Annotated in this window: 15 protein-coding genes; 8 read left to right on the top strand and 7 right to left on the bottom strand. The window is 49.2% G+C overall.

Annotated elements, in window-relative coordinates; translation table 11 throughout:
• Positions 1-293 precede the first annotated feature (293 nt).
• The 4 genes from KHS78_RS13410 to KHS78_RS13395 all read left to right on the top strand — a co-directional run bounded on the left by KHS78_RS13410 (position 294) and on the right by KHS78_RS13395 (position 4569).
• Entirely contained in the window at positions 294-1157 is an 864-nt protein-coding gene (locus tag KHS78_RS13410; RefSeq protein WP_246506468.1) for a tetratricopeptide repeat protein, read from the top strand.
• Between the two features lie 114 nt (positions 1158-1271).
• The gene (locus tag KHS78_RS13405) at positions 1272-2234 is read left to right on the top strand and encodes a Tim44 domain-containing protein (RefSeq protein ID WP_211828982.1); all 963 of its coding nucleotides are present in this window, start codon (positions 1272-1274) and stop codon (positions 2232-2234) included.
• Between the two features lie 343 nt (positions 2235-2577).
• Positions 2578-3777: a sodium/glutamate symporter gene (gltS, locus tag KHS78_RS13400; protein ID WP_211828981.1), complete on the top strand. Its 1200-nt coding sequence runs from the start codon at positions 2578-2580 to the stop codon at positions 3775-3777.
• 168 nt (positions 3778-3945) lie between these two features.
• Positions 3946-4569, top strand: a complete 624-nt coding sequence (locus KHS78_RS13395) for a hypothetical protein (RefSeq protein WP_211828980.1) — start codon at positions 3946-3948, stop codon at positions 4567-4569.
• 60 nt (positions 4570-4629) lie between these two features.
• On the opposite strand, the gene KHS78_RS13390 is transcribed toward KHS78_RS13395, so the two are convergent.
• Both KHS78_RS13390 and KHS78_RS13385 read right to left on the bottom strand, forming a co-directional pair.
• Positions 4630-6084, bottom strand: a complete 1455-nt coding sequence (locus KHS78_RS13390; RefSeq protein ID WP_211828979.1) for a pectin acetylesterase-family hydrolase — start codon at positions 6082-6084, stop codon at positions 4630-4632.
• Between the two features lie 216 nt (positions 6085-6300).
• Entirely contained in the window at positions 6301-7542 is a 1242-nt protein-coding gene (locus tag KHS78_RS13385; protein ID WP_211828978.1) for an NAD(P)/FAD-dependent oxidoreductase, read from the bottom strand.
• A 190-nt stretch (positions 7543-7732) separates the two neighbouring features.
• On the opposite strand from KHS78_RS13385, the gene KHS78_RS13380 reads away from it, so the two are divergent.
• Entirely contained in the window at positions 7733-8551 is an 819-nt protein-coding gene (locus KHS78_RS13380) for a hypothetical protein (protein ID WP_211828977.1), read from the top strand.
• Between the two features lie 91 nt (positions 8552-8642).
• Here the strand turns inward: KHS78_RS13380 and KHS78_RS13375 are convergent, their stop codons facing one another.
• On the bottom strand, positions 8643-9842 hold the full coding sequence (locus tag KHS78_RS13375) for a hypothetical protein (protein ID WP_211828976.1): 1200 nt from the start codon (positions 9840-9842) through the stop codon (positions 8643-8645).
• Positions 9843-10232: 390 nt separating this feature from the next.
• Between KHS78_RS13375 and KHS78_RS13370 the strand changes: the two genes are divergently transcribed.
• Together KHS78_RS13370 and KHS78_RS13365 are read left to right on the top strand one after the other, a co-directional pair.
• Positions 10233-11492, top strand: coding sequence for a 6-phosphofructokinase (locus KHS78_RS13370; protein WP_211828975.1), 1260 nt, complete (start codon positions 10233-10235; stop codon positions 11490-11492).
• 63 nt (positions 11493-11555) lie between these two features.
• Positions 11556-12026 (top strand): methylglyoxal synthase, encoded by a 471-nt coding sequence (locus tag KHS78_RS13365; RefSeq protein WP_211828974.1) that lies wholly within the window; start codon positions 11556-11558, stop codon positions 12024-12026.
• Positions 12027-12028: 2 nt separating this feature from the next.
• Here the strand turns inward: KHS78_RS13365 and KHS78_RS13360 are convergent, their stop codons facing one another.
• Complete coding sequence (locus KHS78_RS13360) at positions 12029-12538, bottom strand: threonine/serine exporter family protein (protein ID WP_211828973.1); 510 nt, start codon at positions 12536-12538, stop codon at positions 12029-12031.
• Positions 12535-13320: a threonine/serine exporter family protein gene (locus tag KHS78_RS13355; protein ID WP_211828972.1), complete on the bottom strand. Its 786-nt coding sequence runs from the start codon at positions 13318-13320 to the stop codon at positions 12535-12537. Before KHS78_RS13355 ends, KHS78_RS13360 begins: the two co-directional genes overlap by 4 nt.
• Before the next feature lie 197 nt (positions 13321-13517).
• On the opposite strand from KHS78_RS13355, the gene KHS78_RS13350 reads away from it, so the two are divergent.
• Complete coding sequence (locus KHS78_RS13350; protein WP_211828971.1) at positions 13518-14303, top strand: ParA family protein; 786 nt, start codon at positions 13518-13520, stop codon at positions 14301-14303.
• Between the two features lie 96 nt (positions 14304-14399).
• Here the strand turns inward: KHS78_RS13350 and KHS78_RS13345 are convergent, their stop codons facing one another.
• Positions 14400-14861 carry a hypothetical protein gene (locus KHS78_RS13345; RefSeq protein ID WP_211828970.1) on the bottom strand — a complete coding sequence of 154 codons (462 nt, stop codon included), beginning with the start codon at positions 14859-14861 and terminating at the stop codon, positions 14400-14402.
• Positions 14862-15413: 552 nt separating this feature from the next.
• Positions 15414-15875 carry a hypothetical protein gene (locus KHS78_RS13340; protein ID WP_211828969.1) on the bottom strand — a complete coding sequence of 154 codons (462 nt, stop codon included), beginning with the start codon at positions 15873-15875 and terminating at the stop codon, positions 15414-15416.
• Positions 15876-16066: the final 191 nt, after the last annotated feature.

Here is a 16066-nt window from a genome sequence, read left to right as displayed (position 1 = left end):
GAAAATGGCCGAAAACATAGCTGATATTAACGGGGGCAGTCTGGTGACAGCAAGAACAGAGCGGTTTCGCGTGACTAGAGTGCGACATATCGCACCGGTTCCGTGGTGTTTCTCTGTCACGATAACGTTAGACGGATAAGGTTAAAAATGAGACTAAAAGATAACAGGGGTGGATTCGAACACTGAATTTTTGGCAGATACGACGTTAATCTTCATGCCGTGACAGGAAAAGCCTTTTTAATTTGAACAGGCGTTCTAGGCTGTATTTTATGGACTGAAGGAATAGGCCTGACATGATCAAACACTCTCTGCTGGCAACCCTGACGCTTATCCTGATTACGCTGGGTAATGTACATGCACAAGAGCAAACTCCTGTAGTTGAACCCATTGATGAACCCCTCTACAAGCCGTTTATTGAGCGTTACATACTGGATGAGCTGAAACTGTTGCGTCAGCAGTTGCAGTCTATGCGGGCAGAGATGGCGGAAAAAGTGGCGGAAGCCCGGCTGGACGCCTCGGATCGCGCCATGCGCTATACCACGGACACCACCAACAATATCTTTTTTATCATCACCGGGGCGGCTTCCATTCTGGTCTTGCTGGGCTGGCGTTCCCTGCGCGAAGTCCAGGAAAACGTTGAGGCGACGGTTGAGCGCAAGGTCTCCAAACTGACCGGTGAATATGAGCAAAGGCTGCATGATGTGGAGCACAAACTCAAGGTGCGTTCGGATCAGATTATTGCCGCACAGGAAAAGATCTCGGAAACGAATCAGATTCACTCACTCTGGATGCGGGCGGGGCTGGAATCCAGCCCGCATGAGCAGGTCAACATTTATGACCAGATTCTGGAAATTCACCCCGAAGACGTGGAAGCACTGACTTACAAGGCGGATGTATTGATGGACCTGGGCGAAACCCGCTGGGCGTTGTCACTCTCAAATCAGGCCATTGAACACGATGCGGAGTATCCACTGGCTTACTGGCAACGGGCCTGCGCCGAGGCAGAGCTGGGCCAGCAGGAGGCTGCTGTGCGTGATATCACGATCGCTATTGAAAAATCACCGGCGTTGAAAGACGAACTGGATAATGAGGATGCATTCAGGAACTTGCGGGAGGTTCCGTCATTTTTAGCATTACTCAATGCGGATGTTGCTTGATAGCAGGGTTCCGTGTGTGACGAGCGGGTCAACATCGTTTATCTGTAAAAAACGTTGAAAAAATATGCAAACCTCATAGCATGGCGACTCTGGTTCAGTGAGTAACAGAGCACCATGAAGCGTATAACAACATTGTTCACCGTTTTCCTGGCCGCCACCTTGATGATTTCCGCTCCTATGGTGGAAGCCAAGAAATTCGGTGGCAGCAAGAGCTTCGGCAAGTCGTTCAAGACGGCGCCGGCGCCCAGCAAGAGCCAGCCGGGCAGTGGGTTGTTTGGCAATTCCCAGAATAGCCAGAAATCGACAACCACCCAGAATGCACAGAAATCTTCGCAGCAGTCGGCGCAGGGCACGCAGAAGTCCTCTAATCGCGGCCTGTGGGGCGGATTGCTGGGCGGTATGCTGGCAGGTGGTTTGCTGGCCTCGCTATTCGGCGGTGGGGCGTTTAACGGACTGCAGATCATGGATTTCCTGATCATCGGTTTGCTGGCATTTGGCCTTTTTGTCCTGTTCCGGAATATGAAACGCCGTGCGGCTTTCGCCGGACATACACCGTCCAGCCCGTTTGGCAGCACGATGGGTGCTCCAATGGATAACCGTTATACCGCTCAGGATGCCAGTTTTGATACCGAGCGACTGGCGGGTGGCAGCAATACACCTGTTTCCGAAATAGGGCAGGGATTTTCAGACAGTGATGTCCCCATGAGCCTGCCGCCGGGTTTCGATCTGACTGCTTTCCTGAAAGGCGCCCGTGAGCATTACCGTACCCTGCAGGAAGCCTGGAACCGCAATGACCAGAGCGTCCTGCGGGAATACCTGGCGCCAGAGCTCTTTGAGCAGTTGGTACAGGAGAGACAATCGCTTGCGGGTGACCAGTACACCGAAGTGATGTATGTGGATGCTGATCTGGTGCGTGCCGACACCCTGTCCGGCAAGGCGCAGGTCAGTATCCGTTTCAGTGGCCGTTATCGGGATACTGCCGAAGGGACGGAAGATGATATTCACGATATCTGGCACCTGGAGCGGGATATCAATCAGCCCAATGCACCCTGGTTGATTGTTGGTATCGAAGGCTGATCCTGACGGATTCAAACAATGAGAAAGCCGGATTTATCCGGCTTTTTTAGCGGTCCAAGCCAGCTAAACCATGATAACGGGTCTATAGTCGTTACCATGGAAAGCAATGACACGTGTCCTACTGTGTGTTAGCGTTGCCAGCCTTTTTTCCTGGTACTTTGTTTCCATTCCCGTAAATTCCCCGAGCCTGATCATGGTTTGTGCACAGTGAGCGTTGTTTATCTGCACAATCTTTCGGTGTTCCCATGAGTGATGCCCGCCCAGACTGCGCAGGCGACTGAACACTGTCGGGAGGGAGTGCTGGCAGACGACCAGCCTTTTCCATCTGATAAAGGAGTCTGGTTTGGTAGTTGAGCTGTCTACCCACAGGACACTGCTGATTGCAATTCTGGTGCTGTTTATCGGCAAGTTCATTAACCGACGCGTCCCTTTTTTCCGTAATTATGATATTCCCGAGCCGGTGACGGGCGGGTTGTTTGCCTCCATGATCCTGGGTCTGTTTCATGCCGTTGAAGGGGTGGATGTTCTGTTTGACACCACCTTGCGCGATTCCCTGTTGCTGGCGTTTTTCACCAGCCTTGGGCTATCTGCCAAGGTGGATACCCTGGTACAGGGTGGCAGAACACTGGTGATTTTCCTGGGGTTGCTGATATTGGCGTTGCTGTTCCAGAATACCGTCGGTGTCACGATTGCCAGCCTGCTGGGGCTTGATCCATTGATTGGGCTGATCAGCGGCTCGGTCTCTCTGAGTGGCGGGCATGGTACGGCGATCGCCTGGGCGCCGGTGTTTGAGAAATACGGGATTACCAATGCCATGGAGCTGGGCACCGTTTGTGCCACGTTTGGTCTGGTACTGGGTGGATTTACCGGCGGCCCGTTGGCCGAACGGTTGATTCGCATCAATCGCCTTAAGTCGAGCAGCAAAGAACATATCACGATCGGTAGCCGCTATAACGAGGAACATGAACCGATTGATGCGGAAAATACCCTGTTAGCCTTGTTTACGTTGGTATTGGCCATGGTGGCTGGTGCGACAAGTGCCCGCTTTCTGGTGAGTCAGGGAATTCAGATCCCGGAGTTTGTCGGGTGTCTGTTTGCCGGCATATTGGTCACTAATTTGATTCCCAAGGTTTTCCGTAAACAACAGTGGTCGTCAACCGTGCCTTCCTTGGCGGTGATCAGTGATGTTTGCCTGGGATTGTTTCTGGCGATGTCGCTAATGAGCATGCAGCTCTGGACTCTCGCCAGCATGGCTGGGCCATTGTTTATCCTGCTAATGGTCCAGACATGCCTGATGCTGACATTTACATGGTTTGTCGTTTATCGATTGCTGGGCCGGAATTTCGATGCCGCCGTGATGAGTTCCGGTATGGTCGGTATCGGTCTGGGCGCAACACCGAATGCCATGGCGAATATGACTGCAGTGACACAACACTACGGTGCGTCACCCAAAGCCTTTATCGTCGTGCCACTGGCGGGAGCGTTCTTTATTGATATTGTTAACAGCGTTGTGATCCGTCTGTTTATGGACCTGCTGGTATGAATATGCATCGTTAACGAGTTGTGCGGTTTCCCTGAAAAGCGGCTGAAGATAGCCGCTTTTGTATTTCTTACTTGCCATCTGTCCAGTGATCTTTGTAGTGTGGATAAATGCTGTCATTGCTGTTCGTTACCTTAACAACAATAATCTGATACCTGCAGGCAGATGACAATGAAGACAAGAATAACAGGATTTCTGGTATTACTGGTGATGATGGTAGCGGGCTGGCAGTTGTTACTGCCTGAACCTGCGCTTGATGCTTCCAATCTGACTGTTGAAAGGGGTCAGACATCTGAAGAGGCCGATGAATCCCCCGATGTCGCATTTAACTGGACAACGGTTGCCCAGGAAGCCGGTGTCAGCCCGGAAGAAGCGGAAAGGGCTTATCAGCAACTCATGTCGCGTCAGCAGCAGTATGACAATGTCATCGGTTTTTTTAATGGTGAAAAGACCGATGCTGAACAGGTTATGACCGATATTACTACTATGGCAGAGCGCGCTGAAATCTCAGCCGGTGAATCCTTGTTCCTGAAGCTGGCATGGTTGAACCAGACAGAAACTGATACCGATGTTCTCAAGGAAAAAGCCGCCCGTCTTATTGAAGCTTCCGTTCAGGCCGGAGCACTGCAACAACAGGATCCAACGGATAATCCACAGTTTCAGGAATATAAGACACTGGAAGCAGAACTGGTCAAAGAAGTGATGACCATGGAGCAGTTTCCTGATGAGCAAAGTCGTTCACGCTATCTGGCGAAGAAACTGCAGGCGTTGCGTGAAAACGTGTATGCGCAGTAGTTCGGCATAAGAGGGTAAGGGCACAGGCAGTGCCGGACGTTATCGTCCGGCAGCCAATCGTTAGAGCAGTTGACCTACCAGCCAGTACAGCAGGTTGAAAGGCTTCTGGTAATCACTGACTTCATCGGTTTCATGGGCACGCATCAGGGGACCGTTACCGTCCATGATGTTATTCACAAAATCCTTCAGAACCAGATTCTGTTCCTGAATATCGGCATTGCCGAATTCAATGATGGAAGTGCAGTGGGATTCGTTCACGTTCCGGTATCTCGGGAAGTAGTATCCCCAGTTATGGGTCTGATCCAGCAGGGGGATCAGGTTGTCAAACGTATCCTGTTGCCAGAGTGTCTTGATTTTTTCCAGCCGTGAGGTGGCATCCGGATCATTGTAGATATCCTCATAAAAACGCTCATAGGAGTAAGAGGAATAGTTAGCGTCATCCAGGAAATGCGTCATGCCCAGACGGTCCGATGGGAAGCGATTGGCAAGGCTGCTGTAGATGGACGACCAGTCATTGGTATCAAATGCCGAATAACGCTCCAGAAGCGCATTGAGTGGATTTTCATCCATCGGGCCGCCGTTTGGTGTCCATGTGGTCCAGGCGTCAATGATTGTTTTCTGGAGTGGCAGTTGTGGATAGGTTGCCGAGTCGCTGCTGCTGTATGGCGCTTGGAATACAGGGCCGGAGTCGTCAAACAGATAGCTTCTGGTGGGCGCCATGTCCTCACGCAGGTGCATATAGTTCAGCAGGGCACCGACACTGCCTGCGCTACATCCTGCCGTCATCATTTGCGTTGGTCTGGGTAAATTATTTTTTAACCAGGTGATCACTGAGCGGGTATTTTTGATTCCATTGTGCAGCCAGACCAGATCGGGTTTTTCCCCCTTGGGATCCTGGTAAACCGCCGCCTTGTCACCGACGTAGATATCACCGGTACAGTAAGGGATATAAACCAGATTCCAGTTCTGGGTTTTCACTCGATCCCAGGGATGCGCTCGGAAAATAAACGGTGTCACAGCCACCTGCGCGATGGAACCGGTATTGATGATGGTGGTTGGATCCAGCACTTCCATATAGTTATCCGGAATTCCGTTGGGATTCCGTGCGCCACGTATGCCGGATTGTCCGGAGCAGCTCTCGTAGTCCCAGCAGGCGCCACCGCCTTCCATGTAGATCAGGGTGTTTTTGGTATTGGGCACCGTACTGACAAAGAACTTGTAGGGCGAGCCATTCCCACAGACTGCTCCGGTGCTGACCGGTACCTCAATTTTTTGCCACGCATAATAGCGCTTGGGATCATAGCCGTCGTTGAAACCGGATTCCGGTTTTGCCAAAGGATACATTCCCTGGGTATCACTGTCGTTTACGGGATTGTCAGCACCCGGTGGATTAAACAGATTCAGAAAACTGCGCCACCAGGAATAATCGCCCTCTTCGGCATGGGCTGGAAGACTGCCAAACAGCATAAGCAGTGTAAGGATGGTTGTACTCAGTGCTCTTGTGCGGAATTGCATGTCATACCCTCTCTCATTGTTATCGTGGGTACTTCATTCGTAATGACTGCTGGGTGACTACTCCTTTATTACGGATCGCTACGGCGTCGATTGGTTAATCATCATGGGTGATGTGCACGGTTGTGGTGTTCGGCAGGGCGAACGATGCACCAATCGTTAACACAGTGTATATAAATTGAACGATGGTGCACAAATAATGAGCAGTGGGTGTGCGGGTTACAGAAACCGCAAGGGGGAAAACGGTGTCATATCGATGAGTGGTTTTTCGTTGCTGATCTGTTCTGCCAGTAACCGCCCAGTAAGAGCGCCGGTGCCAATCCCGACATGACCATGGCCAAACGCAAACCACAGGCCGGGATGCTTGGGGGCTGCACCGATCACCGGCAAGCTATCAGGCATGGAGGGACGACTGCCGTGCCATGTGTCACCTATCGGGTTTCCAAGGGGAAGGCAGCGTAGTGCTGCCAATGCTGCCTGCTGTAGTTGGCGGGGAGAGGCGGGTGCATCACGGTGGGTGAGCTCTATCCCGGTGGTTAAGCGAAGTCCCTGTACCATGGGAGCGATAACAAAACCCCCTTCGACATCGTAGATGGGACGATTCAAACGACAACCATCTTCTGGTTGATAGTGCTGGTGGTAACCTCGTTCCCAGGCCATGGGATAGTGGTAACCCAGTGGCTGAAGCAGGTTGTCACTCCATGGGCCCATAGCCAGAATGACCTGGTCGGTTTCGAATGTTTCCTGTGTCGTTTCCACTGTGTAGGCTTGATGGTGTGGAATCAGTCGTTGGATGTCTCTCTGAAGGTATTTGCCCCCCAGTGACAGCAACAGGTCAACATAACGGTTAACGACGGCACAGGGGTCTGACAAAGAGGCGGTGTCCTTAATCAGTATCCCTTTGGCGTAACTTGGGAGGATGGCGGGCTCTAGCTCGCTAATCTGCGAGGGGGAAAGGATGTCGTACTGTATGGCCAGCTGATCATAAAAGGTTCTTTCGCGATGGCTGTCCTGAAAGGCGTCTTCATGTTGGTAGAGTTTCAGCCAGCCGCCCTCGAGCAGCATGTCCCAGGCGTTGGCTTTAAGCAGTAATCGCTTATGTTCGTCCAGAGAATGTTGAAACAGTGCATCAAGCGAAATCACCGTGTTTTGATAGGCTAAACGGGTACGGCTGTTTTTGATCAAAGTGACGAGCCAGCGCCAATACGTGGGCAGGTGGCGTAGGTGGACATGAACATGGGGTGTCTGCTTAAGCAGGGCTGGAAACAGGTGGTGTACCAATTCGTTCATACCCAGCGGAAACACAGAGCCCCGGTTGATCAGGCCGGCATTGCCATAGGAGGTGCCGTGCCCGGGTCGCTGCCTGTCAATCAGCGTGACGGAATAACCCCGTTCTGCCAGCTGTATTGCACAGCAGGTGCCTATCATGCCAGCGCCAAGAACCGTAATATTATTTTGCATTATATAGAAGATCTAGTTGATAACGTTTGCGTCTAACCGGTATTCAATCAATTTTGGTGTTGTAGCAATATTTAATAGGGAAATTAATCAGTTAATTATTATAGCTGTTTGCACTATTGAGCGTTGGTCTAATTTCTCTGTTTCAATAGCTAGGGTATCTTTAACTCACAATAATGAAGGAGGAATTCCGATGAGTATAGAAAATCTTAATTTTAAAGAAAAGCTTTCTATCTTTAAGGCTTATGATAGTGCTGTTAGTGCGAAGCCTGAAGTTAAGGGTGAACTAAATGGTAGATACTTAACTCCAGTAAGTGTGGGTTCTGTTTTAGCAATGGCGTTGAAATTTGATAAAGTTGCACCGTCACTTGAAAAGCGTACTGTCTCTGCTGGTGATGAGTGTGATATGGATCTAAATCTCACAAGTCGCTCTGTAGCTGTCGAAAATAATGACTTTTCTCATCCCGGGGGAAGTAAATCAAGTTGGGTTACGTGGGATACTATCACAGAAGAAGTCGATAAGCTTGAGCGTGAGTTAAAAGAAGATGCTGAGAAGGCGGAGATTGATCTGAAGCATTATTCAAAAGAAGCCGGCTCGTCACAATGTAGTGACTATAAAGAAGATTTATCAGTAACAGCAACAGTTGATGCCATGAAAATGCCATTGACACATGGGTATTACGCACTGGCTTTTGATCTTGATCTCGACGATGCTGAAGATGCTATTACTGATGATGAATTCACTATGGAAGATGAAGTCGCAGTATTTGATGCAAGAGCGCGTGCACAAAATGCTATTAAAGATTTTGACCTTTTTATTGATAGTGTCGAAGATGTCGATTTCTTGGAGCAGATGGAAAATGAAACTGCGTCAGAGCGTACGGTTTCTGAAGTTCCAGTCAAAGAAGCTGTCAGCAAGCATCTGACAGTATCTAAGACCAAGGGCAATGAGAGTTTTAAAGGACATGTTGAAAGGATGAAAGCGTTCTTTGAAGCTGCATCTGCTGCTTAAAAGCATTTTGTAGTGATTTTGCACACTAAAAAAGCAGTACCCATCGAGGTACTGCTTTTTTAATTATGTCACCTAATCTTTCTGAAGCGATCTATTGACCATAGACAGGATAACGTTTCGCGGTGACTTCATGGCGGAGTTGCAATATGGCAGAACCTTCATCCGTAGCGATTTCAGGCATCTGCGCATTCCGGTCAATCACAACGGTTCCGATGTAGTCATCTTCCCCCCAGCCCGTACCACTGAACCAGCCGGAAATAGCGCTGTGTAGACTGCTCAGCAAAGAACCGGTTGTTGAGGTTTCGTCAGTAAAATATTTTCCAATACCAAAGGCTGCATCCAGCATCACGTCATAGGGAATATCGACGTCACTTTCCATGACGACGACCTTGGCTTTGTCACTGCCGATGGGCCAGTCGAGTAGCAAGGTGTTGCCACGGTTCATGCCTTTCTTGGTAACCCAGGGTAATTGCAGGACATTTTTGCCAATCAGCTGTTCTCCTGCATAGTAACCAATGTTGACGTAAATTTCAGGACTGGTAAATATCTCCCCGGTTTTATAAAGCTTGACGCCGGTCAGCCAGCTTTTGGCCGGTAATTGTTTTTCATGGGGTTGTGCCTGGGCATTAGCCTGTATGCGTTGAAGCTCGACCGGGCTATGAACAAGGCGGATGACCGTATGGGATTTTACAAACTCACGGGCCTTTTCAATAGGAATGTTTTTGAAAACACAATTTGCTAATGAGCATTCTCTGGTGTCGGCACCCCGGGCAACTTTTATAGCATTTCCCTGTTGCATTGCAGAGGTGGTATAGCCAAAGAAAATATGAGAAACATCATCCTGGGATTGGGCACTGTCATTCTCATAGAGTTTTAGCGCCATTAATGGGTTTTTCTTTTTAGTATTATTTTTTCGGTAATGGAAACATTTACCGATGTCTTCAAGATTGTTGATGGCTTGTTGCAGGTTTTTTAAAAAAATGGTGTCTATATTTTCGTTGTAATTCAGCAGGTGGCCAGGAAGGTGGGCCAGATAGATGCCTTTTTCAATATCCGGGTCAAAACGCTTTTGTTGAAGGAGCCTGGTAAGCTCCCAGGCAGAATTATCGACGTCTTTTATCTGGCTGAAATTCCGGATGAATAAGTCCCTGGCTTTTGTGAATTCCGCTCGCTGTTTTTCGATAGGCTGGCTGAGAAATGAATCGCAGTTAAAAGAGGATGTTGAGGCCGTACTGTAGGAGGCCGAAACAAGACAGCAAAGAACCAGAAAACGTGCAGCGCATTTAATCATGACAACATCCACCAGTGGATACAGGGAATCCAGTGAAGGCCTTTTTGAAAAAGAAACGACTTTATTTCAGCCCTCCGCTGAAAGGACAGAGAAAGAAATAGAAGCTTGCTCCCTGTCTGTCAAATCAACGATCAATGCATCTGAGTGAGAATCCGGTTATATCATTCGGTGTATTCCGGACATGAAGGTTTTCAGCTATTTCTGCGGGCGAGAAGGATATTTCTGTTCAGGCCGTTGTCAAATATCGCAGACTAGGAAAAACGACCGGCCACATGGCTATCACTTTGGCTCAGACCGCTGTTTTCCAGTATGATTGCCACGCCATCATTGAGCCCTTGCAGCATGGTGTGCTGCCCAACAGGATAGACACAAGTAACAGGAGCGTCTTGGATGCCCGTCAGAAATGCCTTTTATGCCCAATCCGGAGGTGTCACCGCTGTCATAAACGCCAGCGCCTGTGGCGTCCTTGAAACCGCTCGCCAGTATCCGGATCAGATCGGCAAGGTGTACGCCGGCCATAACGGCATTCTCGGTGCCCTGAAGGAAGAGTTGATTGATACCAGTCTCGAGTCTATTGATGCGATTGCGGGACTGCGCCACACCCCGGGCGGTGCTTTTGGATCCTGCCGTTACAAGCTCTCAACCCCTGAAGACAAACCGGTCGAATATCAGCGCCTGATTGAAGTCTTCAAGGCCCATAATATTGGTTATTTCTTTTATAACGGCGGTGGGGATTCCATGGATACCGCCCATAAGGTCTCCCTGTACAGCAAGGAAATGGGGTACCCCATCACCTGTATCGGTGTTCCCAAAACCGTTGATAACGATCTCCCGGCAACGGATAACTGCCCCGGTTTCGGCTCTGTCGCGAAATACATCGCGACATCGGTCAAGGAAGCCTCGCTGGATATTGAATCCATGCATGAAACCTCGACCAAGGTATTCATCATGGAAGTCATGGGGCGCCATGCCGGCTGGATCACTGCCGCCGCGGCACTGGCCATGGATAAGGAAAATGACCCGCCCCATATGCTGTTGTTCCCGGAGATCGATTTCTGCCGGGAAACGTTCCTTGCTCAGGTCGAACAGACCGTCGAAGACCATGGATATTGTGTGGTTGTCGCCTCAGAAGGTACGCACTATGGTGACGGTACCTTCCTGTCAGCCTCACGTTCCACCGATGCGTTCGGCCACGTTCAGCTGGGGGGGACAGCACCGATCCTGGCTCGAATGATCAAGGATTCCCTAGGCTACAAGTATCACTGGGCGGTTGTGGATTATCTGCAGCGTGCTGCCCGTCACATGGCTTCAGCCGTGGATGTGGAGCAAGCCTATGCGGTTGGCGCGGCGGCGGTTGAATATGCCGTACAGGGCAAAAATGGCATTATGCCTACCATTGTTCGTGGTGAAGGCCCTGAATACAACTGGTCAATCGGTGAAGTACCACTGGAAATGGTCGCCAACGTGGAAATGAAAATGCCCCGTCACTTTATCCGTGGGGATGGGTTGCATATCACTGAAGAGTGCCGGCGTTACCTCGCGCCTCTGATCATGGGAGAAGACTATCCTCCCTTCAAAAATGGCGTGCCGGTGCATACCCGTTTGAACCGGGCCTGTGTGGAAAAGAAATTACCTGCCTTTGATGTTTGAGCAAATATAAGGCTGCCATCTGGCAGCCTTTTTTATATCGACCTGTTTATGTGAGCCGATGCTATGCGCTATAAAACTGTGACCATGCCTGAGAGTCGGCATATCGCGCTGGTTGCCCATGACAACAAGAAACCGGACCTGTTGGCGTGGAGCCAGCGCCATAAGGCCCAACTGGCATCGCATCATCTTTATGCGACCGGTACAACGGGAGAGCTATTGAATCAGCAGCTTGATTTGCCGGTTCATCCCCTCATGAGCGGCCCGCTGGGCGGCGACCAGCAGATTGGCGCAATGATTGCCGAATCACGTCTGGATACCTTGATATTCTTCTGGGATCCGCTGTCCTCACAACCGCATGACCCGGATGTCAAAGCATTGTTGCGTCTGGCCGCTGTCTGGAATATTCCCGTTGCCTGCAACGCCTCCTCTGCGGACTTTATCGTTTCATCACCGCTGTTTAACCAGCCATTTGAGCGGCTTGTGCCTGATTATGAGGCGTATCAGCGAGAGCGTGCGTTGTCCGCGGACTCATAGTGTTATACCGGAGGGCTGTCAGATTTTTTGGCTGACAGCCAGCGAATCTCCCGAATACTCCTGCCTCTCAGTAACAGGTTGGGAATCGAGACGCCAATCGCCAGCACAACCAGGATAAATCCGGTAATCAGTCCATTGTTGACAGTTTTAATCAGCACGTCGAGCGTGGCGCCATTATCAGCGATCTGCATCAGACCAATCATGGTTTTATAGGCGTAAGTGCCAGGCACCATCGGGATGACGGCGGGCATGGAGTAAACGACGGCGGGAGAATGAATGAAATAGGAAAGCACCATACTGCCAACACCGATGCTGCATGAGGCCAATAGTGTTCCCGGCACGATGCTGCCACCATGCGCCAGCCACGCCACTCGCAGGCAATAGCCAAGGGCGCCCAATAGAGCAACCAGCGGGAGTGAACGATGCGGTACATGAAACAGTACGGCAAATCCGGTGGCCGTAGCGGCTGACCAGAAGGCGGCTTCGAGGAATGCTTCAAAACCAGGCATCATGGTTGTCCGAGTCCCTGCAGGTTAAGCGCTACCAGCATGCCGAGCGCTATGGCGAAAGCGATCACCGTGCCCATGATGCCCCGGGCAACACCCACCAGAATATGGCCATTGATCTGGTCGATAACAGCATTGATCAGTGGTGCACCGGGCACAAGAAAAAGCACCGAGGTCGCTATGGCCAAATGAGGGACGCTTCCTATTGCCAGATGAACCCCCATGCCGCTGACAGTGACAGCGATAAAGGCGGAACAGGCAATGACAAGAAAAATATTGAATCCCCATTGCTGAAGGGTATGACGTGTAACCAGCGCGGCCATGGTGGCGACGGCCGTTGTCAGCATGACTAACGCATCCGCACCGAAAAGACGCGCCAGACTGGCACAGGCCAGGGAGACCAGTGCGACAATCAGGGGAAATGGATAGGCAGGGCTTTCTTTGAGTCGATAGACTTCTTCCCTGATTTCATCAATGGACAGCTTTTCTTCCTGTGCCCGCCAGCTAAGGCGGCTGATGCCGACTAGAACACTTAATTTGATACCGTGGGTTTCGACGCGACGAAACAGGGTGATCGTGTGCTGTTGATTTTGCAGGGTCAGTGTGACGCCGGAAAAGGAAAAGAACAGTTCTGGTTCATACCCCAGGGCACGTGCAAACCGTTTGACGTTACGATTGACCCGTTCGGTATGGGCACCACACCGCAGCTGCAATATGGCAATATCCAGTAACAGGTTGGCAGTTTCGCGTGGCGGTGCAAACGGTTCCGTCTCATTGGTTGGCAGCATGGCTGGAACACGACATCTGTTGATTGTTGTTGGGCTCGCTAACGTATCCTAGTCCATTTGTTGTGCGTGACAATACGTAGAGCTACCGGCTGAATCCTTGAAGCTTTTAGTGTGTCCGGAGTCGTAAACTATTGAATTGCCGCTGCATGGCAGTTAACGTCATGCGATGGCTTAGCCAGGTAACCAGGGGGAATAACATGCGGCGGGTGATATTTAATCAAAAGGGTGGTGTTGGAAAGTCCAGCATTGTTTGTAATCTGGCCGCAATTAGTGCCAGTGAAGGCTTGAAGACCCTGGTCGTTGATTTAGATCCTCAGGGAAATGCAACGCATTATCTGTTGGGGAAAGGCGCGGAGGTATTAAAAAATACGGTCGCTGACCTCTTTGAGCAGACGCTTTCGTTTAATCTCTTTGCCAAGGAGCCGACAGACTTTGTCCATCGAACACCGTTTGAAAGTCTGGATATTATGCCCGCCAGCCAGAAGCTGGAAGAACTCCAGCATAAGTTAGAAAGTAAGCATAAAATATACAAATTGCGTGATGCTCTTAAGAGTCTCTCGGCTAAGTATGACCGCATTTACATTGATACGGCACCTGCGTTGAACTTCTATACCCGCTCAGCCTTGATTGCTACCGAACGCTGTTTGATTCCTTTTGATTGTGATGCGTTTTCACGTCAGGCTTTGTTCGGTATTCTGGGGGAAATCCAGGAGCTAAAAGAAGACCATAACCAGAAATTGATGATTGAAGGGATTATTGTTAATCAGTTTCAGCCACAGGCTAAGCTGCCTCTTCAGCTGATAGAGGAACTCATTGAGGAAGGGTACCCTGTCTTACCCACCTATCTCAATCAGTCAGTCAAAATGAGAGAGTCACACTATGCTTGTACTCCCCTCGTATTTTTAGCGCCTAACCACAAACTATCACGACAATATCTAGCGTTGCATTGCTGTCTTGATGGTATCGTTGAGAATGTCGATTGATAAATCATAATTGAGTCCATTTATGCATATTAATGACGAACCGTATGAAAGGAAAATCCTACGGTTCGTCCAAAAGTGAACCTTAGGACAATGCGTTTACGGATCAGGGCACCATGCCGCACTGTGTGTGTTATACAGCCTTTCTATAACAAGCGCGTCACCTGCGGCAACTTCAATACTGGGACTTCCAGATGCACCTACCAGCTCAACATGGCCAAATGTGGGTTTGACGACTCTGAAATAATAACAGTTTACGCCATTACCCCGCATTGCGATGAGAATGCGTGAGTCTTCTGGCAAATACCCGGTCCAATGGTCATCAACATAAAATCGTCCATAGTCATCTAAAACACCCGTTTCACTGTTTCGAGTAAGAATCCATGATACAAAACCCGTACCGGGTAGAAACTTGACAGAAACCTCTGCTCGGTCATCGAGGTTTCCGGACACCTTGTAAGCGTGGTGATTACCATCATTAATATCTTCCTCGCTAGCGTGTGCAAAAAAAACGATGTTTAGTGAGAAAAAAAAGAATAGAAATAATCGGTTTGTTTTCATCGTACATCTCACTCAAATTTTGGGATTAAAAACCCGCGGCATGTGTTCAGTCTATTGTTTGCATCATTCGCGCCATGCGGATGAAAATCACAGGGTTGGAATGGTGCAATTCACAATGCTGCTATAGCCAATGTGTCCCATGTTCATATCATTGGCTTGATGCAGGAGTGTAGGTGATGGCTTTAATATTGCCAGAAGAGAGGAGGCAATTTCTGCGTCTATATCAAAAAACAGGCTCGTGACTATGCTGTATGCTGGAAAAGCATCTTGAGTTTTATTGTGGTTTGCCAAAAATGAATTTTTTTGTTTAAAGGGTTTTTGCAAAATTAAAGAGAGTGGTGCGGGTAGGAATCTTCTGGGATAGCTTCAATTTTGCCTGCATAAATCTATTTCATAATTTATGACAGCTGTCTGTTATTTTTTGATTTTTCATGAATGAAATGTGATTATAAAAAATGCAGGATATAACTTTTTCTTGCTATGAACAAACCTCACATAGGTGAGGTTTGTTCGAGTGCTATTGTAGAGTATCCACGTGATTGGTATAACCATTTACGGATCAGGGCATCCATAAACAGCGTGTGTTGTGTAAAAATCATCAAGCACTACAGCATCACCAGAAACATGTTCATATTTTGAATGGTCTGACGATCCCCAAAACTCAAGTTGTGAGTGTGTAGGATTGACTACAGTGAAAAAGCGACAGTGCTTTCCTGCACCGAGCACAGTGATCTTGAACCTTGAGCCAACGGGCAAAAAGGTATGCCAGTGCGAGTTAACATAATAAGTTCCATAATTATGGAGAACGCCAGTTTCACTGTTGCGTGCGTAGATGTAAGCCAAATAAGCAGTGCCTGGTAAAAATTTTACTGAAATTTCTGCTAAATCTGCCCGGCGAACTAGCGTTCGGTCATTGTGATTGGCACTTTTTTCAATCGGCTCATCGTGGGCATTTGAAAATAAGGCCAAAAGCAGCGAGAAAAAAAATAAGGGATATAGTCGGACTATCTTCATGGTACATCTCACCCAATATCAGTATTAACACAAAATCCATTGCACGTGCCCAAGCCGCTTGCTTTCTATATTCAACCCATGCCAAAAGAGAGGTTTGTATATAGTAAGCAGTCTGCTGGTGTAGTCGATATGGCTAGACTTCACGCAATATCGACTTGATGCTGGAGTGTAGGTGATGCTGTTGATATTGC

Origin of the sequence: Kistimonas asteriae, from assembly GCF_018263925.1 — a bacterium.
Classification (GTDB): domain Bacteria; phylum Pseudomonadota; class Gammaproteobacteria; order Pseudomonadales; family Endozoicomonadaceae; genus Kistimonas; species Kistimonas asteriae.
The sequence above is the reverse complement of the archived record's forward strand: the minus strand, read 5'-3'. Positions and strand labels throughout refer to the sequence as shown.